At 44.9% G+C, this 25,100-nt stretch carries 26 protein-coding genes; all 26 read left to right on the top strand.

Translation table 11 applies throughout. The features are described 5' to 3' along the window. Nucleotides 1–31: 31 nt before the first annotated feature. On the top strand, nt 32–907 hold the full coding sequence (locus BHE18_RS07390; RefSeq protein WP_071617930.1) for a YicC/YloC family endoribonuclease: 876 nt from the start codon (nt 32–34) through the stop codon (nt 905–907). Nucleotides 908–963: 56 nt separating this feature from the next. Continuing rightward, on the top strand, nt 964–1,236 hold the full coding sequence (gene remA, locus BHE18_RS07385; protein WP_032088890.1) for an extracellular matrix/biofilm regulator RemA: 273 nt from the start codon (nt 964–966) through the stop codon (nt 1,234–1,236). Continuing rightward, a complete protein-coding gene (gene gmk / locus BHE18_RS07380) occupies nt 1,237–1,851 on the top strand; it encodes a guanylate kinase (RefSeq protein WP_032088889.1) in 615 nt (204 codons plus the stop codon). Then, on the top strand, nt 1,852–2,073 hold the full coding sequence (gene rpoZ / locus BHE18_RS07375) for a DNA-directed RNA polymerase subunit omega (RefSeq protein ID WP_071617929.1): 222 nt from the start codon (nt 1,852–1,854) through the stop codon (nt 2,071–2,073). Between the two features lie 138 nt (nt 2,074–2,211). Further along, nucleotides 2,212–3,435 (top strand): bifunctional phosphopantothenoylcysteine decarboxylase/phosphopantothenate--cysteine ligase CoaBC, encoded by a 1,224-nt coding sequence (coaBC, locus tag BHE18_RS07370; protein WP_071618274.1) that lies wholly within the window; start codon nt 2,212–2,214, stop codon nt 3,433–3,435. Next, complete coding sequence (priA, locus tag BHE18_RS07365; protein WP_071617928.1) at nt 3,419–5,845, top strand: primosomal protein N'; 2,427 nt, start codon at nt 3,419–3,421, stop codon at nt 5,843–5,845. The genes coaBC and priA overlap by 17 nt, the downstream gene beginning before the upstream one ends. 26 nt (nt 5,846–5,871) lie before the next feature. After that, complete coding sequence (gene def, locus BHE18_RS07360) at nt 5,872–6,357, top strand: peptide deformylase (RefSeq protein WP_071617927.1); 486 nt, start codon at nt 5,872–5,874, stop codon at nt 6,355–6,357. Beyond that, nucleotides 6,354–7,295: a methionyl-tRNA formyltransferase gene (gene fmt, locus BHE18_RS07355; RefSeq protein ID WP_071617926.1), complete on the top strand. Its 942-nt coding sequence runs from the start codon at nt 6,354–6,356 to the stop codon at nt 7,293–7,295. The genes def and fmt overlap by 4 nt, the downstream gene beginning before the upstream one ends. A gap of 1 nt (nt 7,296) precedes the next feature. Continuing rightward, a complete protein-coding gene (gene rsmB / locus BHE18_RS07350; RefSeq protein WP_071617925.1) occupies nt 7,297–8,637 on the top strand; it encodes a 16S rRNA (cytosine(967)-C(5))-methyltransferase RsmB in 1,341 nt (446 codons plus the stop codon). Between the two features lie 237 nt (nt 8,638–8,874). Then, nucleotides 8,875–9,624: a Stp1/IreP family PP2C-type Ser/Thr phosphatase gene (locus BHE18_RS07345; RefSeq protein WP_071617924.1), complete on the top strand. Its 750-nt coding sequence runs from the start codon at nt 8,875–8,877 to the stop codon at nt 9,622–9,624. Nucleotides 9,625–9,630: 6 nt separating this feature from the next. Next, nucleotides 9,631–11,634, top strand: coding sequence for a Stk1 family PASTA domain-containing Ser/Thr kinase (gene pknB / locus BHE18_RS07340; RefSeq protein ID WP_071617923.1), 2,004 nt, complete (start codon nt 9,631–9,633; stop codon nt 11,632–11,634). Between the two features lie 134 nt (nt 11,635–11,768). Continuing rightward, on the top strand, nt 11,769–12,650 hold the full coding sequence (rsgA, locus tag BHE18_RS07335; RefSeq protein ID WP_071617922.1) for a ribosome small subunit-dependent GTPase A: 882 nt from the start codon (nt 11,769–11,771) through the stop codon (nt 12,648–12,650). 3 nt (nt 12,651–12,653) lie between these two features. After that, the gene (rpe, locus tag BHE18_RS07330) at nt 12,654–13,307 is read left to right on the top strand and encodes a ribulose-phosphate 3-epimerase (RefSeq protein ID WP_071617921.1); all 654 of its coding nucleotides are present in this window, start codon (nt 12,654–12,656) and stop codon (nt 13,305–13,307) included. A gap of 62 nt (nt 13,308–13,369) precedes the next feature. After that, entirely contained in the window at nt 13,370–14,026 is a 657-nt protein-coding gene (locus BHE18_RS07325) for a thiamine diphosphokinase (protein ID WP_071617920.1), read from the top strand. Between the two features lie 101 nt (nt 14,027–14,127). Further along, nucleotides 14,128–14,208 carry a stage V sporulation protein SpoVM gene (gene spoVM, locus BHE18_RS07320; RefSeq protein WP_032088878.1) on the top strand — a complete coding sequence of 27 codons (81 nt, stop codon included), beginning with the start codon at nt 14,128–14,130 and terminating at the stop codon, nt 14,206–14,208. Between the two features lie 844 nt (nt 14,209–15,052). Then, nucleotides 15,053–15,241, top strand: a complete 189-nt coding sequence (rpmB, locus tag BHE18_RS07315) for a 50S ribosomal protein L28 (protein WP_032088875.1) — start codon at nt 15,053–15,055, stop codon at nt 15,239–15,241. A 197-nt stretch (nt 15,242–15,438) separates the two neighbouring features. Then, a complete protein-coding gene (locus BHE18_RS07310) occupies nt 15,439–15,801 on the top strand; it encodes an Asp23/Gls24 family envelope stress response protein (RefSeq protein ID WP_032088874.1) in 363 nt (120 codons plus the stop codon). 15 nt (nt 15,802–15,816) lie between these two features. Further along, on the top strand, nt 15,817–17,481 hold the full coding sequence (locus tag BHE18_RS07305; RefSeq protein WP_071617919.1) for a DAK2 domain-containing protein: 1,665 nt from the start codon (nt 15,817–15,819) through the stop codon (nt 17,479–17,481). 94 nt (nt 17,482–17,575) lie between these two features. After that, nucleotides 17,576–18,238: an L-serine ammonia-lyase, iron-sulfur-dependent subunit beta gene (sdaAB, locus tag BHE18_RS07300; protein WP_071617918.1), complete on the top strand. Its 663-nt coding sequence runs from the start codon at nt 17,576–17,578 to the stop codon at nt 18,236–18,238. Between the two features lie 51 nt (nt 18,239–18,289). After that, nucleotides 18,290–19,183, top strand: a complete 894-nt coding sequence (gene sdaAA, locus BHE18_RS07295) for an L-serine ammonia-lyase, iron-sulfur-dependent, subunit alpha (protein ID WP_071617917.1) — start codon at nt 18,290–18,292, stop codon at nt 19,181–19,183. After that, nucleotides 19,164–21,221, top strand: coding sequence for an ATP-dependent DNA helicase RecG (gene recG, locus BHE18_RS07290; protein ID WP_071617916.1), 2,058 nt, complete (start codon nt 19,164–19,166; stop codon nt 21,219–21,221). Before sdaAA ends, recG begins: the two co-directional genes overlap by 20 nt. A 93-nt stretch (nt 21,222–21,314) precedes the next feature. Beyond that, nucleotides 21,315–21,896 (top strand): transcription factor FapR, encoded by a 582-nt coding sequence (gene fapR / locus BHE18_RS07285; RefSeq protein WP_071618273.1) that lies wholly within the window; start codon nt 21,315–21,317, stop codon nt 21,894–21,896. Continuing rightward, entirely contained in the window at nt 21,897–22,892 is a 996-nt protein-coding gene (gene plsX, locus BHE18_RS07280; RefSeq protein ID WP_071617915.1) for a phosphate acyltransferase PlsX, read from the top strand. It abuts the gene before it with no gap. Further along, on the top strand, nt 22,885–23,829 hold the full coding sequence (gene fabD, locus BHE18_RS07275) for an ACP S-malonyltransferase (RefSeq protein ID WP_071617914.1): 945 nt from the start codon (nt 22,885–22,887) through the stop codon (nt 23,827–23,829). Before plsX ends, fabD begins: the two co-directional genes overlap by 8 nt. After that, entirely contained in the window at nt 23,830–24,573 is a 744-nt protein-coding gene (gene fabG / locus BHE18_RS07270; RefSeq protein WP_071617913.1) for a 3-oxoacyl-[acyl-carrier-protein] reductase, read from the top strand. 105 nt (nt 24,574–24,678) lie between these two features. After that, nucleotides 24,679–24,912 (top strand): acyl carrier protein, encoded by a 234-nt coding sequence (gene acpP / locus BHE18_RS07265; protein WP_032088865.1) that lies wholly within the window; start codon nt 24,679–24,681, stop codon nt 24,910–24,912. The last annotated feature ends 188 nt before the right edge of the window (nt 24,913–25,100 follow it).

The following is a 25,100-nucleotide window of genomic DNA, read 5'->3' as shown; positions in this document are numbered from 1 at the left end:
CACTAATACACAGGGATTGGAAGTGAGCGTAATGGTTGTCAGCATGACAGGCTTTGGAAGAAGCAATCTGGATTCTGGACTACATACTGTAACAGTCGAAATGAAATCGGTGAATCACCGATTTCATGAATGTACGATAAGGCTGCCGAGGCAGCTGATGAAGCTTGAAGAAAAAATCAAGAAACAGATTTCAGGATTTATCAAGAGAGGGAAGGTGGATATTTTCATCACCATTTCCGGTGAGGGTCTTGTACATAGGAATCTGCATATTGACTGGAAACTCATTCAAGATTATTATCAGTTAGTACATGAAGTCAAACACCGCTTCTCCTTGAAGGGTGAAGTGGAACTAGATCAGTTATTATCACGGGAAGAGTTCATTACGATTGAAGAGATGGAAGAAGAAAACGAAGAACTTGAACAAATGGTATTGAATGCTGTGCTCATGGCAGCAAAGGAATTAAAGGAAATGAGGCTGAAAGAAGGGGAGGCCCTTGAAGAGGACTTCCACCTTCACTTGAATCAATTCGAACAAAAAGTTTCCGAACTCAGCGGTATTTCTCCGCGTGTCATCATTGAATACAGGGACCGACTCAAAAAGAAAATGACGGAATACAGTGAAGGTGCGATTGATGAAGCCCGTTTGATGAATGAAGTGGCCATCATGGCGGACAAGTCGGATATCACGGAAGAATTGACCCGCTTGAAAAGCCACATCCTTTATTTCCGTTCTACTTTGGTTCTCGGTGAACCCATTGGCCGAAAACTGGATTTCTTGATACAGGAGATGAACAGGGAAGTGAACACCATTGGTTCCAAGTCGAATGATTCCAGCATCACGGCATTGGTGGTAGAGTTGAAGTCAACGCTAGAAAAGCTTCGGGAACAAGTACAAAATGTTGAATAACAAGTTTAGTTTATCCACCATACGGAGAAACTAAGCTATTGATTAGGAGGAGCGTCATGTCTATTAAGCTCATCAATATAGGATTTGGCAATATTGTATCAGCTAACCGGATCATTTCGATTGTAAGTCCTGAATCTGCGCCGATCAAGCGTCTGATTCAAGATGCAAGGGACCGGGGTACTTTAGTGGATGCTACATATGGAAGGAGAACGAGGGCAGTCATCATCACAGACAGCGATCACGTGATTCTGTCGGCTGTCCAACCGGAAACCGTTGCTCACCGCTTAACAGATAAAGATGATTTGCAAGAAGAAGGGCAGGGTAAATAAATGAATGAAAAAGGATTGCTGATCGTACTTTCCGGACCATCCGGAGTCGGCAAAGGGACAGTGCGTAAAGCGATTTTTTCCCAGGAAGATACGAAATTTGAATATTCCATTTCAATGACGACCCGCAAGCCGCGGGAAGGTGAAGTTGACGGGATTGATTATTTCTTCAAATCCAGGGAAGAGTTTGAGGCGCTGATCGAACAGGGAAAGCTTCTTGAATACGCAGAATTTGTAGGGAATTATTACGGCACGCCTGTTGACTATGTACGTGAAACGATCAATAACGGCAGGGATGTATTCCTTGAAATCGAAGTGCAGGGAGCACAGCAGGTACGGGATAAATTTCCGGAAGGACTGTTCATTTTCCTTGCCCCGCCAAGCCTTTCCGAACTTCAGAACCGCCTTGTGACAAGAGGGACCGAAACTAATGAAGTCATCCAGGGAAGATTGAACACTGCCAGGAAAGAAATTGAAATGATGAATTTATATGATTATATTGTGGAAAATGACAAGATTGAAAACGCCGTTGAAAAAATAAACTCGATCGTGCAGGCGGAGCACTGCAAGCGGGAAAGAGTTCAACAACGATATATTAAAATGCTGGAGGTTGAATAGATGTTATATCCATCCATTGACTCATTAATGAAAAAAATCGATTCCAAATATTCTTTAGTAAGTGTCGCGGCTAAGCGTGCCAGAAATCTGCAGGATACCGGTGATTTCCGCCTCGATAAGTATTCTTCACAAAAATTTGTAGGAAAAGCGCTTGAAGAGATACATGCAGGTCAACTATCCATGAAAGAAAGAGACGAAAAAGCTGTTTACTCTGATGAGTAAAAAAGACAATTCGACTTTATGAACAATCCGAGGGTTGACCCGGAAGATTTTATGAATCTTTCCGGGACAGCCCTATTTTCTTTTTTACTCAAAATCCTTCATAATATAAGAAAGAATAAAGAACTGGGGGGACGTTCGATGAATCAGGGGAAAAAGATTCTATTATGTGTAACCGGTGGGATCGCCGTTTATAAAGCCGCGGCTCTGACAAGTAAGCTCGTGCAAAGCGGTGCGGAGGTTAAAATCATCATGACGGAGTCCGCGCAGAAATTTGTAACACCTCTTACGTTTCAGGCCCTTTCAAGACAGGATGTTTACTGGGATACGTTTGATGAAAAGGATTCTTCTAAAATAGCACATATCGATTTGGCCGATTGGCCGGACCTCGTCCTGGTTGCCCCGGCGACTGCGAATATTATTGGAAAGCTGTCGAATGGCATTGCGGATGATATGATTTCGACCACCCTCCTGGCCACGACTGCACCTGTGTGGGTTGCCCCGGCAATGAACGTACATATGTATGACCATCCTGCAGTACAGCGGAATATCCAGAGGCTGTATGATGACGGGTGCCGCTTTATAGAACCCGGCGAAGGTTATTTAGCCTGCGGGTATGTCGGGAAAGGAAGACTTGAGGAACCCGAAAGGATCGTTGAACTCATCCATGACCACTTCACGGAAAAGATGACGGAACAAAGGCTGCTTGAAGGGAAACGCATTGTGATTACTGCCGGCCCGACAAGGGAAATGGTGGATCCTGTCCGCTTCTTCTCCAACCGGTCAACGGGAAAGATGGGCTATGCATTGGCAGAGGCCGCTTTGCAGCTCGGAGGGGAAGTGACATTGATTTCCGGTCCCACTGATTTATCCCCGCCAAGAGGAGCCCATTTTATACAAGTGAATTCTGCGGAGGAAATGTATGAGGCCGTCCATTCCGTATTCAATCAAGCAGATATCGTGGTCAAGAGTGCGGCGGTAGCAGATTATAGGCCTAAAGAAATCCTCGATCAAAAATTAAAGAAGAAGGAAGGCAGTCTGGTGCTGGAATTTGAACGGACCAGGGATATTCTTAAAAGTCTTGGCGAACGTAAAGATGGACAATTTTTAATCGGGTTTGCAGCGGAAACAACGAATGTAGAAGAATATGCGCAAGCGAAGCTGCATAAGAAAAATGCGGATATGATCATTGCGAATAATGTGAAAGAAGCCGGTTCGGGCTTTGGAACAGATACGAATAAGGTATCCATTATCACGGCGGATTCAGTCCGTCACTTGCCGCTGCTTTCAAAACAGGAAGCTTCAAAGGAAATCTTCAAGGCAGCCGTTCAGCAAATGAGGGGTCAGCATGAAGAACGTAGCTAGTGTCATAGTAGATGTTCCAGCCATGCAGACAGACCGCACTTACGATTACCTTGTACCTGAAGAATGGATGGGAAGCATTTTACCGGGAATGAGAGTCGTGGTCCCATTTGGTCCTAGGAAAATTCAGGGATTCGTGATGGAACTTAAAGAAAAAAGTGAGGTTTCAAAGCTGAAAGCAATCTCTGAACCAATGGATCTAGTACCTGTGCTGAACGAAGAGCTTCTATTATTGGGGAACTGGCTCACTGAAAGAACCTTATGCTTTAAAATATCTGCGTTTCAAGCGATGCTCCCTGCGGCCATGAAAGCAAAATATGAGAAGTTTTTCAGGTTGGAAGACATGACAAGCTTGGAAGAACTGCCTGCCCCCTTATCCGGTTTATTTAGGAAAAGCAGGGAAGCCTCCTGGAAGACCGCCCATGAGGCGGGGTTTCTTCCACTCATCCAAAAACAGGTAAAACAAGGGAAAGTTGATGTCGTTTATAAAGTCAAAGCCAGAGGAAAGAAAAAAACCGTAAGGAAAATACTTCCTTCTTTTGAAAGGGATCAGCTTGAAGGGATTCTTGAAAGCCTGCCACCCCAAGCCAGCAAACAAAAAGAAGTCCTGCGCTATATTTCCAATGCGTCAAGTGACGGTACACCTTTGCTCGTTAATCAAATCATTGAAAGTGCCGGGACGACAGCGTCCACAATCAAAACGCTTGTGAAAAAAGATCTGCTGGTCGAAAAAGAGGAAGAAGTATACCGTGATCCATTTGAAGACCGGTTATTTGAACAGACTTCTCCCCTGCCTCTGACGGAGCAGCAGTCCCAGGCAATCAAACCGGTCCTGGACGTGATCGATCAAAACCTTCATCGGACGTTTCTTCTTTATGGGGTGACAGGAAGCGGTAAAACAGAAATTTATCTTCAATCCATCCAGCGGGTATTGGAAGAAGGAAAAGAAGCGATTGTGCTGGTGCCCGAGATTTCCCTTACCCCGCAAATGGTCCATCGCTTCAAAGGGAGGTTCGGTGATGATGTTGCCGTCCTTCACAGCGGCTTATCGGTAGGGGAGAAATATGATGAATGGAGAAAGATCCAGAGGAAAGAAGTGAAAGTCGTGGTGGGGGCAAGGTCGGCTATATTTGCCCCATTTGAAAACATCGGAATCATCATCATCGATGAAGAACACGAGACAAGCTACAAGCAGGAAGAAAACCCCCGCTACCATGCAAGGGATGTAGCGGTGCAGAGGGCGGAGACCCATAAATGCCCCGTCATCCTGGGGAGCGCGACTCCTTCTCTGGAGTCATTTGCCCGTGCATCAAAAGGGGTCTATCAATTGTTGACGCTAAATAAGCGGATGAATGACGGGGATCTCCCTAAAGTATCGGTCGTGGATATGAGGGAGGAATTAAGGAACGGAAATCGTTCAATGTTCTCGCAGGAACTGTTTGATAAGCTTCAGACTCGCCTCGAAAAAGGGGAACAAACTGTACTTTTCTTAAACAGAAGAGGCCATTCATCATTTATTATGTGCAGGGACTGCGGTTTTGTCGTCCAATGCCCGAATTGTGATATTTCACTGACGTACCATCGCTTTTCAAATGGGATGAAATGCCACTATTGCGGTTATGAAGAAGGTGTGCCGAATACTTGTCCGGAATGCACCAGTGAACATATCCGCTATTTCGGAACCGGGACACAAAAGGTGGAAGAGGAGCTTACTAAACTTCTTCCGGGGGCAAGGATCATCCGGATGGATGTCGATACAACCAGCAGGAAGGGATCGCACGAGAAGCTGCTTACCGCATTCGGGGAAGGAAAGGCAGATATCCTTCTTGGCACTCAAATGATCGCCAAAGGTCTTGATTTTCCGAATATCACTTTGGTCGGTGTCCTGAGTGCAGATACAATGCTTCATTTACCTGATTTCCGTGCAGCAGAAAAGACCTTTCAGCTCCTGACCCAGGTAAGCGGACGAGCCGGCAGGCACACACTGCCGGGGGAAGTGGTGGTTCAAACATATACTCCCGAGCACTATTCAATCGAATTGGCGGCAGAGCACGATTTTGACCGGTTTTATTTGCAAGAGATGGCAATGAGGAAAATGGGAGCATATCCGCCTTTCTATTACATCACCATGATTACATTGAGTCACGAAGATTTGATGAAAGTCGTTGGAATCGCGGAAAGATTATCCGCTTATGTCCGGGCTCGCCTGTCCGATTCCACGATCATCCTTGGTCCTGCAGCTTCTCCGATCCCCCGGATAAAAAATAGATATCGTTACCAATGTTTGATAAAATACAAGCGGGAACCGAATCTCACTCCCACACTTAAAACAGTGCTGGATCAATTTCAGCAGCAATTTGCATCCGGAGGGTTAACGATCTCCATTGATGTGAACCCTTATATGATGATGTAAAGTACTATAGAAAGTCGAGGATATCCATGGCTATACTACCGATTGTAATGCATCCTGATCCGATTTTGGAAAAAGAATGTGAGAAGGTAACTGCATTCGATAAGAAACTAAAAAAACTACTCAATAATATGTATGACACAATGATCGAAGCAGACGGCGTCGGGCTCGCAGCCCCGCAGGTAGGTGTCGATCTGCAGGTTGCCATTGTCGATATCGGTGATGACACCGGAACGATCGAGTTAATCAATCCCGAGATCGCAGAGACTGATGGGACACAGACCGATCTCGAAGGCTGCCTCAGTTTTCCAGGTCTGTATGGAGAGGTTTCACGTCCTTCATCGATCAAAGTGCGTACGTATAACCGAAAAGGTAAGCTTGTGGAATTTTATGCAAAAGATTTCCTGGCACGCGCCATACAGCACGAAATCGATCATCTGCATGGGGTCCTTTTCACAACGAAAATAGAAAAATATATTAGTGAAGAAGAACTGGAAAGGTATGAAGCGGAATGACAAAGATTGTTTTTATGGGAACACCTGATTTTTCAGTACCGGTCTTACAGGCATTGCTCGAGGAAAATTATGAAGTTACAGCAGTGGTCACGCAGCCGGACAGACCGGTCGGAAGGAAGCGTGTATTGACACCCCCGCCTGTTAAAGCAGAGGCAATGAAGCACGGTATCCCGGTTTATCAACCTGAGAAAATCAGGAATCAAGAGGATTTGGATGAAATACTTGCATTGAACCCAGACCTGATCGTAACCGCTGCATTCGGCCAGATCCTTCCCAAGGAACTGCTGGAAGCACCAGAATACGGTTGTATCAATGTCCATGCCTCCCTGCTCCCAGAGCTGAGAGGCGGAGCGCCGATTCACTACTCCATTATTCAGGGCAAGGAAAAAACAGGTGTCACGATCATGTATATGGTTGAGAAGCTGGATGCGGGTGACATGATCAGTCAGGTTGAAGTTGAAATTGAAGAAAAAGATCATGTTGGCACTCTGCATGATAAACTGAGTGCTGCCGGTTCCAAGCTTCTGATCGAGACCCTGCCTGACCTATTGGCAGGAAAGCTGACCCCGGTGAAACAGGATGATTCAAAGGCGACCTTTGCCCGCAATATCAAGAGAGAACAAGAAAAGATCGACTGGTCGGCATCAGGAGAAGAAATCTATAACCATATCAGGGGGATGCATCCTTGGCCGGTTGCCTATACCACAATGGACGGCACGGTCCTGAAGATATGGTGGGGTGAAAAAGTCAGCAGTCATTCTTCAAGGCCTGGGGAAATCACCGGGATTGAAAAGGACGGCTTCATCGTTTCGACCGGGAATGAAACAGCGATAAAAATAACAGACCTGCAGCCTTCAGGAAAGAAAAGGATGAGTGCTGTCGACTACCTCCGTGGAGCAGGTGCTCATTTAGAAGAAGGAATGAAGTTAGGAGAATAAGATGAGTAAAAAAAAGAAAAGTGTGAGGGAAGCTGCACTGGACGTCATTGAGGCAGTCGAGAAGAATCAATCATACAGCAATCTGTTATTGAACTCTGTGATTGAAAAGAATGAGCTTCCCCAAAAAGATATCGGCCTCTTGACGGAACTGACATACGGAACGATACAGAGAAAACTGACATTGGATTATTTTCTTGCCCCCTTCATAAAGGGAAAGCTTGATGACTGGGTCCGCCATTTATTAAGGTTATCACTTTACCAGATTGTCTATCTTGACCGCATCCCTGATAGAGCGGTGCTGCATGAAGCAGTCGAAATTGCAAAGAAAAGGGGACATAAAGGGATTTCTGGATTGGTGAACGGCGTCCTGCGTTCGATTCAAAGAAAAGGGGTTCCTTCCCTGGAAGAGATTAAAGATCCGATCGAAAGGGTTTCTATAGAAACAAGTCATCCCTTCTGGCTGGTGAAACGCTGGACGGATCAATTTGGATTGGAAAAGACAAGGGAAATGTGCGAAATGAATTTGGTTGCTCCAAAACAGACAGCACGTGTCAATGTAACAAAGTTGTCCAGGAATGAACTTATACATAACTTAAGTGGAGAAGGCATAGAAGTGAAGCCGAGTCCAGTCGCTGGAGAAGCTGTTCAAACAGTGCGAGGAAATCTGGTGAAGACGGAAGCTTACCGGAACGGAGAGCTGACCATCCAGGATGAGAGCTCCATGCTGGTGGCACATGCCCTTGATGTAAAGAAGGACATGAAGGTCTTGGATGCATGCGCCGCACCTGGCGGTAAAACGACTCATATCGCTGAACTTCTTGGAGGGACCGGAGAAGTTCAGGCCCTTGACTTGCACAAGCATAAAGTCAAGCTGATTGATGAGAACGCATCACGGCTCGGACTTGCAAATGTTTTCACGGATACGCTGGACAGCAGAAAAGCCGGTGAGAAGTTCAAGGAGGGAAGCTTCGACCGGATCTTGGTTGATGCTCCTTGTTCCGGTCTCGGGGTGCTTCGACGAAAACCTGATATCAAATATGCAAAGAAAGAAGCAGATCTGCTTTCTCTTCAAAAAATTCAACTCGACATATTATCAGCGGTTGCCCCCCTGCTGAAAGACGGCGGGGTTTTGGTATACAGTACATGCACAGTAGACAAGAATGAAAATGAGGGGACAATCCGCTCTTTCTTGAGTGACCATCCTGAATTCGAAGCATATCCTCTTAAAAATCTTCCTGAGGCAGTACAAGCTTTTACAGAAGGCAATGAACTTCAAATATTTCCGCAGGATTTTGGAGGCGACGGTTTTTACATTTCCAGCTTCATCAAAACGGGTTCTTAAAACGAAAACGATCGTATTTTGAAAGATTTTGTATTTTACAAGCAGGAAAACGTCAGATATTAGTCGTACATTTACTAGAAGTACGGCATAACTTTATGGGAAAATTGTAATAATGTTATGTTCCATTTTTTCATTTCCCATCGTGAGGGTCTTTTGGTCCTTGTAATGAACAGGACGGCGGGAAAAGATGATGGAGCTTCTGCATAGGGGAGCGGAAAGAAGAGAAGAGGTGACCTAGTGAAAACTGTTTTTTATACGGATAAAGGGAAAGTGCGTCAACATAACGAAGACAGTGTCGATGTATTCAAAAATTCACATGGAGACTATCTCGCAGTTGTAGCGGATGGTATGGGCGGACATCGTGCAGGAGATGTGGCAAGTCAATTGGCTATTACAAGCTTGAAGGACATGTGGAAAAATACGGAGAAATTCGAGACTGCAGACCAGGCTGAAAATTGGTTAAAAACGACTATTAACGAAGTAAATAAAGAAGTTTATAGTTATTCTCAATCCCATAGTGAATGTGAAGGGATGGGAACGACGCTGGTTGGTGCGATCTGCACTTCCCTGTTTGCAACCATTGTCAACATAGGTGACAGCAGGGGTTATATTTTAAATGAAAACGGATTTCATCAACTGACAGAGGACCATACTTTAGTGAATGAACTGGTCAGAAGCGGTGAAATCTCCAAGGAAGATGCCGAGCACCATCCAAGGAAAAATGTGATCTTGAGAGCGATCGGGACTGAAACCTCAATCACGATGGATATTAAGACGATCATGTTTGAAGATGATGATGTTTTGCTTTTATGCTCAGATGGTTTATCGAATAAAGTTTCAGAACAAGAAATGAAAGAGATCTTATCAAATGATGACTCTCTCGAGAAAAAAGGCGAGAAGCTCGTTCATTTGGCAAACGATTACGGCGGGGAAGATAATATCACCGTCCTGATTGTCGAGTATGCCGCTGAAACGGAAAGCGGGTGATAGTACATGATGAATGGAAAGCGCATCAGCGGCCGATACAGGATCATTAAACTGATCGGCGGCGGAGGGATGGCCAATGTATATCTTGCGCATGACATGATCCTTGATCGTGAAGTGGCCATCAAGATGCTTCGAATGGATTTTGCCAATGAAGAGGAATTTATCAAACGGTTTCAACGCGAGGCACAATCGGCAACGAGCCTTGTTCACCCGAATATCGTAAGCATCTATGATGTCGGGGAAGAAGATGATCTTTATTATATAGTAATGGAATATGTACAAGGCATGACCTTGAAACAGTACATACAGCAGCATTCACCTGTCGGCATCGATAAGGCTCTGGATATTATGAAACAGCTGACCCTGGCTATTTCACATGCCCATCAGAACCATATCGTCCACCGGGATATCAAGCCTCATAACATATTGATCGATGATGAAGGCACGGTAAAGATCACTGATTTCGGTATTGCGATGGCACTGAGCGCCACGTCCATCACCCAGACAAATTCAGTGCTCGGCTCTGTGCATTATCTGTCGCCTGAGCAGGCGCGAGGCGGGATGGCAACGAAAAAGTCGGACATTTATTCGCTAGGGATCGTCATGTTCGAACTATTGACCGGCCGTCTCCCATTTTCAGGGGAGTCAGCCGTTTCAATCGCATTGAAGCACTTGCAGTCGGAAACCCCTTCCCTGAGAAGATGGAATCCAGACATCCCGCAAAGTGTGGAAAATATAGTCCTTAAAGCTACAGCGAAGGATCCCTTCAGGAGATATGAAAGCCTGGAAGAGATGGACGAAGATCTGTTAACGGCCCTTGACCCTGACAGAATGAACGAACCCAAATTTTCTGTTCCGATGGATGATGAAGCCACTAAGGCAATCCCGGTCATAACAGATGATCAAGGTTCTTCGAATCTGGACGATACGATCATTCATACACAGTCAAGTCCCGATACCAAGCCGGCAGTACCTGTCAAAGCTGACAAGGACGACAAACAAGCTAAAGGGAAAAAGAAGAAAAAGCCTAAAGAGAAAAAGAAGAGAAAGTGGCCGGTGCTGATTATCAGCTTGTTCTTTTTGCTTATTTTGCTGGGTGTTGCTGCGGTGACATTTGTTCCAAAACTGCTGGGACCTAAGGAGATAGAGGTTCCGAAAGTTGAAGGGAAAGAACCAACCGAGGCTGTTTCAATAATTGTATCAGCAGGATTCGTGGTCGGGGATACTAAAAAGGTATCCAGTGAAGAGGTTGAAGAAGGGTTAGTGATCAGAACAAACCCTAAGGAAGGCCGTATGGCAAATGAGGGTTCTTCAATAGATATTTACGTAAGCACTGGCAAAGAAAAGGTTGAGGTACAGGATTTAAAAGGAAAAAGCTATGACGAGGTTGTATCTGATCTTGAAGAACAGGGCTTTACTGTAAAGAAAGAAGAAGAACCATCAAATGAGGAAGAGGAGGGTACAATCTTAGATCAGGATCCTTCCCCTGGAGATGAAGTTGTTGCAAGTGAAACGACGATTACGCTTACAGTAAGTACAGGGCCTTCTTCATTTGAATTGCTTGATTTGAGAGACATGAGTCAAAAAGTACTGGATGATTATGCAGATTCCAGAGGTATTTCTATTGTAACGTCTGAAGAACAGTACTCAGATGAGATAGCTGAAGGACATGTTATTTCTCAAAGTACAAAGCCTGGTACTCCTACATTTCCAGGAGACGAAGTCTTTGTAGTGATGTCCAAGGGACCAGAGCCGAATAAAGATAAAGAAGTACCACTTGAAATCACTGTCCCTTATGAGGGAGACGGAACAAAACCGCAGTTTGTTGAAATTTTCATCGAAGACAAGGACAGTACGTATGAAGACAGTGAGGAAAAAACAGGTATTACGGAAGAAACCACATTCACACTGAACTTCTTACTGGAAGATGGTAAGCAGGGGAAATATAAGATACTTGTAGACGATAAAGAGTATAAATCTGGAACCGTTGAGTATCCTAAAGACGAATAATAAGAAGGCGGGACTGTACCCCGGGTTAATGTTGACCTTAGGGGACAGTCCTCTTATTTTCCTTTATGATGGAATTATGATATAAAATGAAGGTATACATACATGAAGTTTAAAGATTTAAAAGGAGGTCCCGAATGGCAGAAGGGAAAATTATCAAAGCATTAAGCGGGTTTTACTATGTTCTTTCGGACGGGGAAATTACTCAATGCCGCGGCAGAGGGGTGTTTCGGAAAAATAAAGTGACCCCGCTTGTAGGGGATTATGTGGAATTCCAGGCAGAGAATGAAACCGAGGGCTATATTTTAAAGGTGTTTGAACGTAAAAATGAGCTGGTGCGCCCTCCGATCGCGAACGTGGATCAGGCCATTTTGGTTTTTTCCGCCCGGGAACCGGATTTCAGCACAGGTTTACTGGACCGTTTCCTTGTTTTGGTTGAAAGCAAGGAAATCGACCCGCTTATCTGCATCACGAAAATGGACTTGCTTAAATCAAATGAAATTCAAGATATAGAAAAGTATGCAGAGCAATACCGTTCTTTCGGATATGAAGTGGTGGTCACCTCATCGAAGACTGAACAGGGAATTGAAGAACTTGCTCCTTATATGAAAGATAAGACCTCTGTATTTGCAGGGCAGTCGGGAGTAGGCAAATCAAGCTTATTGAATGTGATAAGACCTGAGCTCGAATTGAAAACAGCGATGATCTCATCCCATTTGGGGAGGGGGAAGCATACGACCCGCCATGTGGAACTGATCCATATTGGAGATGGCTTGGTGGCTGACACACCAGGCTTCAGTTCCTTGGAGTTCACGGACCTCGAAGTAGAAGACCTGCCGCTCTGTTTTCCGGAAATGGTGGAAGCATCCGAGCAATGTAAATTTAGGGGATGTCTTCACATCAACGAGCCGAAATGCGCAGTAAAAAAAGCAGTAGAAACAGGGGACATACCAGGCTACCGGTATGATCACTACCTGACATTCCATCAGGAAATAAAAGACAGAAAGCCGAGGTATTAAGAAATGAAGATAGCACCATCAATACTTTCTGCAAATTTTGCAGAACTGGGGAAAGAAATCAAGGACGTCGAAAATGGGGGAGCCGATTACATCCATATCGATGTGATGGACGGTCATTTCGTTCCCAACATCACAATGGGGCCAATGGTTGTCAAAGCGGTACGCCCGCTAACTGACCTGCCGCTGGATGTACATCTGATGATCGAGGATCCGGATCAATATATCGAGGCGTTTGCCGATGCCGGCGCGGACTATATCACCGTACACGTCGAGGCGGCCGCCCACCTTCATAGAACCATCCAGCTGATCAAAAGCAAAGGTGTAAAAGCCGGAGTCGTCTTAAACCCGGCCACCCCTGCAGAATGGGTGCAACCGATCCTGCAAGATATCGATATGGTCCTTTTAATGACGGTTAACCCCGGCTTTGGCGGCCAGTCATTCATCCCATCTGTCGTACCAAAAATAAAGCAGATCCGCAGCTGGGCAGATGAAGTCAATCCGAATCTTGAGATCGAAGTGGACGGCGGTATCAACACGGAAACAGCAGCAGTCTGTGCGGAAGCCGGAGCTGATGTATTTGTTGCCGGTTCAGCCATTTATAATAAAAGTGACAGAAGGGCTGCGATCCAAGAATTAAGAAAATCGCTGTCCAACTAATGTAACGGACTGATCCAGTAATATTTGGATCAGTCTATTTTATATAGGAGAGGTGAACGGAAATGGATTTTTGTATCGTAGCCGGGGGGCCGGAAAGATATTTGCCCGATTTGAAAAAATACCATAATGAAAATGTGAAATGGGTAGGGGTGGACCGGGGAGTATTCACCCTTTTGGAAAACGGCCTGGAAGCAGAGGGTGCGTTTGGTGATTTTGATTCAGTGAGTGCAGATGAATGGTCATTGATCACTGATCGAGTAGAAAAAGTAAACACCTACAAACCGGAAAAAGATGAAACCGATTTAGAGCTTGCCTTGAACTGGGTGCTCAGCCAAATGCCGGGCTCCATCAAAATTTTCGGCGCCACAGGAGGGCGTCTCGATCATTTCATGGGGAATGTCCAATTATTGATGCAGCCGACCCTTTTGGAGTCAGGAATAAAGAGCGAACTGATCGATGTACAAAACCATCTATGGGTCGCCAAGGCAGGAAAACATGAAGTCGCTGAACTCCCTTCACATCAATATATTTCGTTTGTCCCTATGACTGGATCCGTAGAAAATCTGACCCTCACCGGCTTCAAATACCCTCTAAAAAACCGGAATATTTTCCGCGGATCAACACTATGTATTAGTAATGAACTTATACAATCATCTGGTACTTTTTCTTTTACAAATGGCATATTAATGGTGGTAAGAAGCAGCGACAGCGCTTCTTGACCCAATTCAAAAAGAAGACGTACTTACATGCAACGGCTTGAATAGACTGAAACGATGTCAAGCGAAACATTATGTTCTTTAGATTGCGGGGAGGGACTAAGATGCGATTTTATACAATCAAATTACCAAAGTTCTTGGGCGGGCTTGTTCGAGCGATGTTAGGGACATTCAAAAAGGAATAATGATGGGATTGAAGGCAGCATGGGGCTGTCTTCTTTTTTTGATTTACAGTGCAATTCTGTGTTGAGTGATTGTTTTGTTTTTGAAAAGAGGTTTTTTGGATGAAATCAATGGTTTTTTTATAAAAAATGAAAAAAGTAAGCCGATTCCAAGTGTATACAGGGGTTTTTAAGATTAATTGGCAGTTGGTGTTATACCCATGCAGGTGTTTATGTTCCGGTTTTCAAGATTTACGAGCCACTTTTGAAAAATACATGCCACTTTTCAGATTTACAGGCCAGATTTCGAACATACGATCCACTTTCACCAAAATACGATCCACTTGTCGAAAAAACTTTAAGCTGGAGGGGGGTTCATAGCTGGTAGGCGCCACACCCCTGCTTATTCCTTCCGAAAGAACCCCCGTTATGCCACCCGCCTCTGTACGAAGCCCTTCCTCTTTTCTAGCTGTCCAGCTCCGGCGGCTAGAGACTCGAGACATAAGCCAATCTTGCCCAAAAGGCAAAAAGCGCTTTTAGAGCAAGCTCGTCTTATGCTTGTCGTCTCTGAGCGAGCCGCCTCCGCTTTTCTAGCTGTCCAGCTCCAGAGCTTAGAGGCACATGTCATAAGCCAAACCGGCCATGAAGGCAAAGGACGCCTTCCCGTCCGGTTCGTCTTATGCCACCCGCCTCTCAGCAAAGCTCTTCCGCTTTTCTAGCTGTAAAGTATTTTTTCTTGAAAGCTTTTAATTGAACTGTTGCATTATGGGAGCTTGTGTGATAAATTATTAAAGTATCTTTATGATAAAAGTGAAATGTAGAACTGAAATGTAACTTCAGCTTCTTGTTAGTGAGGAGGGAATAGATTATGGCAAAGAAATGCGTAGTAACAGGCCGTAAAGCTAGCGCTGGTAACGCTCGCTCTCACGCTATGAATGCGAACAAGCGTACTTGGGGTGCTAACCTGCAAAAAGTTCGTATTCTTGTAGACGGTAAGCCTAAAAAGGTTTGGGTTTCTGCAAGAGCGTTGAAATCAGGTAAAGTTGAGCGTGTATAATACTTAAACAAATGAGGAGACGTCTTTCTAGAAGGGCGTCTTTTTTCTATTTATAAGAGTAAAGCGCCGAAAAATGGAAAAAATGAGAGATACTGAGTTCAGAAATAGTGCCTGGAGTATACTTTAGCTTTCAAAAAGTGCATAGTTATAGTAAAATGTTTTTAGCCAAGCATGTATTTAAAGGGGGAGAACATTCCATGTCCATCGAATTGAAAACGCAGTACGGACAAATTGATATTACGAATGATGTCATTGCAATGATTGCTGGAGGTGCAGCGGTGGATTGCTACGGAATTGTTGGAATGGCTTCAAAGAATCAAATAAAAGACGGTTTTACAGATATCCTACGTAAAGAAAATTTCACTCGCGGAGTGATTGTTCGTCAAGATCAAGAGGAAGTACATATTGATATGTATATTATTGTGAGCTATGGTACAAAAATTTCTGAGATTGCTCATAACGTACAATCCAAGGTTAAATATACCCTTGATAAGACCGTCGGCTTGGCGGTAGATTCAGTAAATATTTTTGTGCAGGGGGTTCGAGTGACGAACCCGTAGTGAGGAGGAAGATTTGTGTCGATTACATCTTTGGAAGGAAAGCGTTTTGCCGAAATGGTCATCCAGGGGGCTGCAAAGCTTTCTGCCAATGCGCAGCTGGTTGATGCGCTGAACGTATTTCCTGTTCCTGATGGTGATACTGGAACAAACATGAATTTATCAATGACTTCAGGTGCAAAAGAAGTTAAACAAAACACCCAAGAACATATTGGAAACGTTGCTTCTGCACTTTCTAAAGGGTTATTGATGGGGGCAAGGGGTAACTCAGGTGTTATCCTTTCCCAGTTATTTAGAGGATTTGGCAAGGCCATTGAAGGTAAAAGCTCTTTGACAAGCAAGGAATTCGCGGATGCTCTGCAGTCAGGTGTGGAAACGGCCTACAAGGCTGTCATGAAACCGGTCGAAGGAACCATTTTGACTGTTGCAAAAGATGCAGCCAAAAAAGGTGTGGATTCAGCACAAAAAGAAAGCGACTTTGTGAAGGTGATGCAGGATATTGTCAATGAAGCGAAGGCTTCCCTAGATCGTACTCCCGACCTACTTCCTGTATTGAAGGAAGTAGGGGTTGTCGACAGCGGAGGACAAGGGTTATTGTTCGTCTATGAGGGGTTCCTGGCTGAATTGAAGGGTGAAAAAGTATCTGATCAGGTCTCATTGCCGTCCATGAACGATCTTGTGAGTGCAGAACACCATAAGGCTGCCCAGGATTTCATGAGTACCGAGGATATTGAATTCGGTTATTGTACAGAGTTCATGGTGAAATTCGAGGAAGATAAGAAGGCATTCAATGAAGAAGATTTCCGTAATGACCTAAGCGATTTCGGTGATTCACTGCTTGTGATCAGCGACGATGAGCTGGCAAAAGTGCATATCCACTCAGAACAGCCCGGGAATGTATTAAGCTATGGACATAAATACGGCAGTCTCATCAATATAAAGATTGAAAATATGAGACAGCAGCACAGCAGCATCGTTGGCGGCTCCCACACGGCAAAGCCTGAGGCCCCGCCTGTTAAAAAGGAAGTGGACTTTGCCATTGTGACAGTTGCAATGGGTGAAGGGATTTCTGAGCTTTTCAAGAGTATCGGTGCCACTGCGGTAATCGAAGGCGGACAGACGATGAATCCGAGCACGGAAGATATCGTAAAGGCCGTGGAAGAAGTGAATGCCAAGAAAGTCATCATCATGCCTAATAATAAGAATATTATCATGGCAGCGGAACAGGCGGCGGAAGTGTTGGGATCAGAAGTTGCTGTCGTACCGACGAAGACTGTCCCGCAAGGAATGGCTGCCTTGCTCGCTTTCAACCCATCCGCTTCTGTAGAAGATAATAAAAAAGCGATGAGTGAAGCTTCACAGCATGTTAAGACAGGTCAGATCACTTATGCGGTAAGAGATACGAATATTGACGGCATGGCAATCTCCAAGGATGACTTCATGGGGATCGCTGAAGGCAAAATCGTGATCGCCGAGAAGGATCGTCAACAGACGGCAAAAAGTCTATTAGATGAGATGCTTGATGAAGATTCTGAAATTCTTACGATTCTCTACGGTGAAGATGTGTCTGAAGAGGATGTAAATTCAATACAGGAATATGTAGAAGAACATTATGAAGATGTGGAAGTGGAAATTCATAACGGAAAACAGCCACTTTACTCCTATATTTTTTCAGTTGAATAAATGGATAAAGGGGACAGTGCCAAACATGCGCCTGTCCCCTTATATTATGTTAAAATAGAAGTAGTTTGCTTGTTTAGACGGGGGGAAATCTACGATGAAGTACAAAAGTGTATTCGATATTATCGGTCCTGTTATGATTGGGCCATCAAGCTCCCACACTGCAGGGGCTGCACGGATCGGAAGGATTGCACGCAACCTCTTCCGCCGGGAACCAAAGTGGGTCAAGATTTCATTTTACGGTTCTTTTGCGAAAACGTACAAAGGTCATGGAACTGACGTAGCAATCATCGGGGGAATCCTGGATTACGATACATTCGATGAACGCATTATCCATTCAATCGATCAGGCAAGGAAAAAAGGGATCAGAGTCAAATTTCAAGAAGAGGATGCCGTAACGGATCATCCGAATACAGCACGTATCCAAATGGGCGATGATCAGGATGAAATGGAACTTGTCGGCATCTCCATAGGAGGCGGGAAGGTGGAAATCATTGAATTGAATGGTTTTGAACTAAAGCTGTCCGGTCATCATCCAGCCATCCTGGTCGTTCATGATGATCGTTTCGGGGCGATTGCGTCCGTGTCCAATATTCTTGCTAAACATCAATTGAACATCGGCCATATGGATGTTTCCAGAAAAGAGAAAGGGAAAATGGCACTGATGACCATCGAAGTGGATCAACCGATAGATGAAGCTGTAATCGAAGAGATTACATCACTCTCCAATATCACTCAGGTAACAAGGATCTCAGATTAAATCACTATTTTTATGAGAACGTTTACAACAGCTTTGTAAGGGGGTTTCTATATGTTTAGAAATGTTGCCGAGTTAATCGAACTGGCAGAAAGTCAAAATAAAAAAATATCGGATATCATGATTGAACAAGAGAAAGAATTCACGGGTAAATCATTTGATGAGATCTACGCGCAAATGGAAAAGAACCTGGAGGTCATGGAGCAGGCAGTGGCACGCGGACTGGAGGGTGTGAAATCACATTCAGGACTTACAGGCGGAGATGCTGTCCTCCTTCAGAAATATATTGAAAAAGGGAAGTCGTTATCTGGAGACACGATTTTGGATGCTGTCAGTAAAGCAGTTGCCACAAATGAAGTGAATGCAGCGATGGGGACAATTTGCGCGACTCCCACTGCGGGCTCAGCCGGGGTTGTTCCGGGCACGTTGTTTGCAGTGAAAAATAAACTAAATCCATCCAAGGATGAAATGGTGAGATTTCTATTTACTTCCGGGGCATTTGGATTCGTTGTTGCAAATAATGCATCAATATCAGGTGCTGCTGGAGGCTGTCAGGCTGAAGTGGGGTCGGCAAGCGGAATGGCTGCCGCGGCGATTGTTGAAATGGCAGGCGGTACTCCAAGTCAATCTGCAGAAGCGATGGCCATTACATTAAAGAATATGCTTGGGCTGGTTTGTGATCCGGTAGCAGGATTAGTGGAAGTCCCTTGTGTAAAACGGAACGCCATGGGGGCCGCCAACGCAATGGTTGCAGCGGATATGGCACTTGCAGGCATAACCAGCCGCATCCCTTGTGATGAAGTGATTGATGCTATGTATAAAATCGGTCAAACAATGCCTGTCGCATTGAGGGAAACGGCACAAGGGGGATTAGCCGCAACACCTACCGGCAGGGAACTTGAAGCGAAAATTTTCGGAGTATCTCTGAATAAACGTGAAGATTCCTAATGAAGGACTGACAATCCAGAACGTCAAGGGGATTGGTGAGGAAACTGCTTTGCAGATGAACCAGATGGGGATATACACGGTTCTGGATTTGTTGGAATACCTGCCGTATCGGTTTGAGGATTACAGACTGAGAGATTTAGAGGAAGTTGCACATGACGAGAGAGTCACGGTCGAGGGGAAAGTTCATTCCGAACCTTCTCTCATGTATTTTGGAAGGAAGAAATCCAGGCTGACAGTAAGGCTGCTGGTGGGGAGATATTTAATTCAAGCAGTATTCTTCAATCAGCCGTATCTGAAGAAGAAAATAAATCTGCATGATACAGTCACTGTTACGGGGAAATGGGATAAAAACAGACAGGTCATAACCGTACAGCATTTCACGGGGGGGCCCCACAACAAAGACGGGGATTTCGAACCTGTCTATTCGTTGAAAGGGAATATTAAAAATCAGACCCTTAGAAAATTCATAAAGAAGGCATTCGATGACTATCATGAGATCATTACCGAGAATCTGCCTGGCGTCCTCCTCGAGAAATATAAGTTGATGAGCAGGTCGGATGCCCTTTACCAAATGCATTTCCCTGCTTCTCCCGCTGACATGAAACAGGCGAGGAGAAGATTTGTTTACGAGGAATTTTTGCTGTTTCAGCTTAAAATGCAGGCACTGAGAAAATTCGAGAGGGAACATTCCAACGGGACCGCACAGCATTACGATGTAGAGAAGATCAAAGTATTCACGGATTCACTCCCTTTTCCCTTAACTGGTGCACAAAAAAGAGTCGTGAATGAAATTTCGGCTGATATGAAGTCACCTTTCCGGATGAACAGGCTCCTTCAAGGGGATGTCGGATCTGGTAAGACTGTTGTGGCTGCTATTGCCTTGTTTTCCTCCGTGACAGCGGGTTATCAAGGGGCTCTCATGGTTCCCACCGAGATACTGGCGGAACAGCATGCAGATTCAATGAGTGAACTTTTGACACCTGCAGGATTATCGGTCGCGCTGTTGACCAGTTCCGTCAAGGGAAAAAGAAGAAGACTTCTTCTGGAAAAATTGAAAGAGGGAGAAATCGATATCCTCATCGGTACCCATGCCCTGATTCAAGAAGATGTCGAGTTTAAATCATTGGGTTTGGTAGTCACCGATGAACAGCACCGCTTCGGTGTCAATCAGAGGAGAGTGCTGAGAGAAAAAGGAGAAAGCCCGGATGTCTTATTCATGACAGCCACCCCTATCCCGAGAACCCTTGCCATAACAGTTTTCGGTGAGATGGATGTCAGCATCATCGATGAAATGCCGGCGGGAAGGAAAGAAATTGAAACCTATTGGACAAAGGCAGATACTCTTCCCCGTGTCCTTGGTTTCATGGATAAAGAGCTTGATCAGGGGAGGCAGGCGTATGTCATCTGTCCGTTGATAGAGGAATCAGATAAACTGGACGTCCAAAATGCGATCGATGTCTATAATCAGCTCCTTGTTTATTTTGAGGGACGTTATAAAGTCGGGCTCATGCACGGCAGGCTCCATCCGGATGAAAAAGAGGAAGTTATGAGACGATTCAGTTCAAACGACATTCAAGTACTGGTTTCCACTACAGTTGTTGAGGTCGGGGTAAACGTTCCGAATGCCACGTTCATGCTAATCTATGATGCTGAGAGATTCGGCCTGTCACAGCTTCATCAGCTGCGCGGCCGGGTGGGACGCGGTGAAAACCAATCCTATTGCATTTTATTGGCTGAACCGAAGACGGAGGTCGGGAAAGAACGGATGAAGATCATGACAGAGACTAACGACGGCTTTGTCCTGAGCGAAAAGGACTTGGAACTGCGGGGGCCGGGGGATTTCTTCGGTAAGAAACAAAGCGGTCTGCCTGAATTCAAGGTAGCTGATATGGTGCATGATTATCGTGCGTTGGAGGTTGCTAGGGACGATGCTTCAGCATTGATCAACTCCAAGGATTTCTGGGAAGATCCGCAATGGGGACAGCTTCGTTTGTTCCTGTCTGAATCAGGTGTAATGAAAGGTGAAAAGCTGGACTGATAAGGCAGATTGTGAGATTAATTCTTGCAATCTGTTTTTTTAGATTATATACTACTATTAGTACCTAGTACTAATAGTGGACGGTGTTGAATGATGAGACTTTCGAAAAAAGAAAGGCAAGCGAACCTATTAGAAACGATTAAAGAGAATCCGTTTATTACTGATGAAGAATTGGCGGAAAGTTTCGGTGTCAGTGTGCAGACCATCCGTCTTGACAGAATGGAGCTCTCGATACCCGAACTTCGGGAACGCATCAAGAACGTTGCGGAAAAATCTTTTGAAGATGAAGTGAAATCCCTGCCTATTGAAGAGGTCATAGGGGAGATTATTGACATAGAACTTGATGAAAGTGCAATATCTATTTTTGATGTGAAGGCTGAACATGTCTTTGTACGGAATAGAATTGCAAGGGGGCATCACCTGTTCGCACAGGCAAATTCCCTTGCAGTTGCAGTCATAAATGATGAACTTGCTTTGACGGCCAAGTCCACTATCCGGTTTACCCGCCCTGTTAAAGAAGGCGAAAGAGTGGTGGCGAAAGCAAAGGTCTTACATATCAAAGATGAAAAAGATCGAACAATGGTAGAGGTACAAAGTTATGTCGGAGGAGAACTCGTATTCAGGGGTGACTTCGAGATGTACCGCTCCAAAAAATCAGAAAAGGATGAAGCATAGATGAAGTTAGCCGTTGATGCAATGGGCGGAGATCATGCTCCTAAGGAAATCGTCCTCGGTGTAAAGAAGGCGCTGGAAGAATTTCAGGATATTGAAGTTCTCCTTTACGGTGATGAAAATAAGATCAAAGAGTGGCTGCCTTCACATAAGCGATTGACGATCGTCCATACAGATGAAGTGATCGAAGGTACGGATGAACCGGTGCGAGCAGTAAAAAGAAAGAAGAATTCATCGATGGTCTTGATGGCAGAGGCCGTGAAAAACGGTGAGGCTGATGCATGCATTTCCGCAGGGAATACAGGAGCACTGATGACAGCAGGCTTATTCATTGTGGGAAGGATCGATGGGATTGAACGGCCTGCCCTTGCCCCGACCCTGCCGACCCTGGACGGAAAAGGCTTCCTGATGCTTGATTTAGGAGCAAATGTGGACGCAAAGCCGGAACACTTGGTTCAGTACTCCATTATGGGGAGTATTTATACTGAAAAAGTAAGAGGGATTAAGCAGCCCCGCGTCGGCTTATTAAATATCGGTACTGAAGATAAGAAGGGGAACGAGCTGACGAAGAAAGCGTTCAGCATGATGAAGGATGCCCCTGTGAACTTCATCGGAAATGTTGAATCAAGAGATCTCTTGGAAGGTGTTGCGGATGTGGTGGTCACAGACGGATTCACGGGGAATATGGTGTTGAAGACAATCGAAGGCACCGCCCTCTCAATCTTTTCCCTGCTTAAAAAGACGCTTACTTCTTCCATGAAGAATAAAATCGCGGCCGGCCTTGTGAAAAATGATTTGAAGGAACTGAAAGGCATGCTCGATTATACAGAGTATGGAGGGGCCGGTTTATTCGGTTTGAAAGCCCCTGTCATCAAAGCCCATGGTTCTTCAAATGAAGTTGCTTTGTTTAATGCGATGAGACAGGCAAGGGATATGGTAAAGAACAACGTTTCAAATACGATCAAGGAAGCTGTTAAAGGAGGAGATGCACATGAGTAAAATTGCATTTGTTTTCCCGGGTCAGGGCTCTCAGACAGTCGGGATGGGGAAGGAACTGGCCGAAAAGTATCAAGAAGTTGGAGAGTATTTCAAAAGAGCTGACGAAAAGCTGGATGTTGACCTTTCTTCTATCATTTTTGAAGGTCCACAGGAAGAATTGACTCAAACGACGAATGCGCAGCCTGCTTTACTGACCACGAGTATTGCGATTCTGGACAGGCTGAAATCAGAAGGGATCGAAGCCGATTATACAGCAGGCCACAGTCTTGGTGAATATTCTGCGCTGGTTGCAGCTGGTGCCCTTTCGTTCGAAGACGCTGTTTATTCAGTGAGAAAAAGAGGGGAATTCATGGAAGAAGCCGTTCCAAGCGGTCAAGGTACGATGGCTGCAGTGCTTGGTATGGACAGGGAATCACTGAGAGAAATCACGCATTCGGTCACCGAAGAAGGCAATCCGGTGGGACTCGCTAATCTCAATTGCCCGGGACAGATTGTAATTTCAGGAACTGTTCAAGGGGTCGAAGATGCTTCTTCACGTGCAAAAGATGAAGGCGCCAAAAGGGTCATCCCTCTTCAAGTGAGCGGACCTTTTCACTCAGAATTAATGAAGCCTGCAGCTGAGAAATTCGTTTCAATCCTAGATTCGATTGAAATCGGCCATGCAGAGGTACCGGTTATCGCAAACGTTACTGCATCTCCTGTGTCAGATGCAGAGGAAATCAAGCGTTTGCTGATTGAACAGCTGTACTCCCCGGTACTCTGGGAAGATACGGTAGAAAAGTTATTGGAGCTTGGTGTAGACACTTTTATAGAAATTGGTTCGGGTAAAGTATTATCAGGTCTCATCAAAAAAGTGAATCGCAGGGTTAAAACTTACGCGGTCCAAGATGAGGCTTCCTTGACTGAAACGATTGCAAAGTTAAAGGAGGAAGCGTAAATGAAGTTGGAAGGAAAAGCGGCACTTGTTACAGGTGCATCCAGAGGGATCGGAAGAGAGATCGCCCTTGAGCTTGCCCGTGAAGGTGCCAAGGTTGCAGTCAACTATTCAGGAAGTGAAGCTAAGGCAAATGAAGTGGTCGATGAAATAAAAACTATGGGCGGAGAAGCTTTCGCCGTTCAGTGCAATGTAGCTGACGGTGAGTCTGTTCAATCCATGGTGAAAGAAACCATCAGCCAGTTCGGGTCGCTGGACATCCTTGTGAATAATGCAGGAATCACGAAAGATAACTTATTGATGCGCATGAAAGAAAGTGAATGGGATGATGTCATCAATATTAATCTTAAAGGTGTGTTCCTTTGTACCAAGGCGGCAACCCGCCAGATGATGAAACAAAGAAGCGGCCGCATCATTAACATTTCATCCATTGTAGGGGTGAGCGGTAATGCCGGGCAGGCGAACTATGTGGCTGCCAAGTCAGGTGTCATCGGTTTGACGAAAACCGCTGCCAAGGAACTGGCGCCGCGTGGGATCACGGTAAATGCAGTTGCACCCGGTTTTATTTCAACTGACATGACAGATGAGCTGCCTGAAGATGTACGCAGTGAAATGTTGAAACAAATTCCATTGAGCCGCATGGGTGATCCCAAGGATATAGCCGGAGTGGTAAGCTTCATAGCCTCGGATGCATCTTCTTACATGACCGGACAGACCCTTCATGTCGACGGCGGAATGGTGATGTAACCCGACTCGTACCGAAGTGGAATCAGGAAAATAATAAAATTCCGCGGATATGCTTTTCATTTCGGGTGGAAATACTCTATAATACCTTGAGGGGAGGTGACAAAAATGGCAGAAGTATTAGATCGAGTAACAAAAATTATTGTTGATCGTCTTGGTGTAGATGAATCTCAAGTAACTCTTGAAGCTTCTTTCAAAGAAGACTTAGGAGCTGACTCCCTTGATGTAGTTGAGCTTGTAATGGAACTTGAAGATGAATTCGACATGGAAATTTCTGACGATGATGCTGAGAAAATTGGCACAGTGGGTGACGCTGTGAACTACATAAAAGCAAACGCATAATCGTTTTGTTGAATGCAGCCAAATAGTCTGCACCTCAACCATTTCAAACTTGGCAGAATTCCTCTGCCAAGTTTTTTGTCATTTTATTTAGATCTATTAATTTCCATCTATGAGATTAATTGAAATAGTGAAGCGGTTCCAGCTGTTGATTGGAGTGCAAGACGAAGACTCCTATCAGAAAAGCGGTA

Source organism: Rossellomorea aquimaris, assembly GCF_001877785.1.
Taxonomy (GTDB): domain Bacteria; phylum Bacillota; class Bacilli; order Bacillales; family Bacillaceae_B; genus Rossellomorea; species Rossellomorea aquimaris_A.
This window is presented reverse-complemented; position numbering and strand designations above follow the sequence as displayed.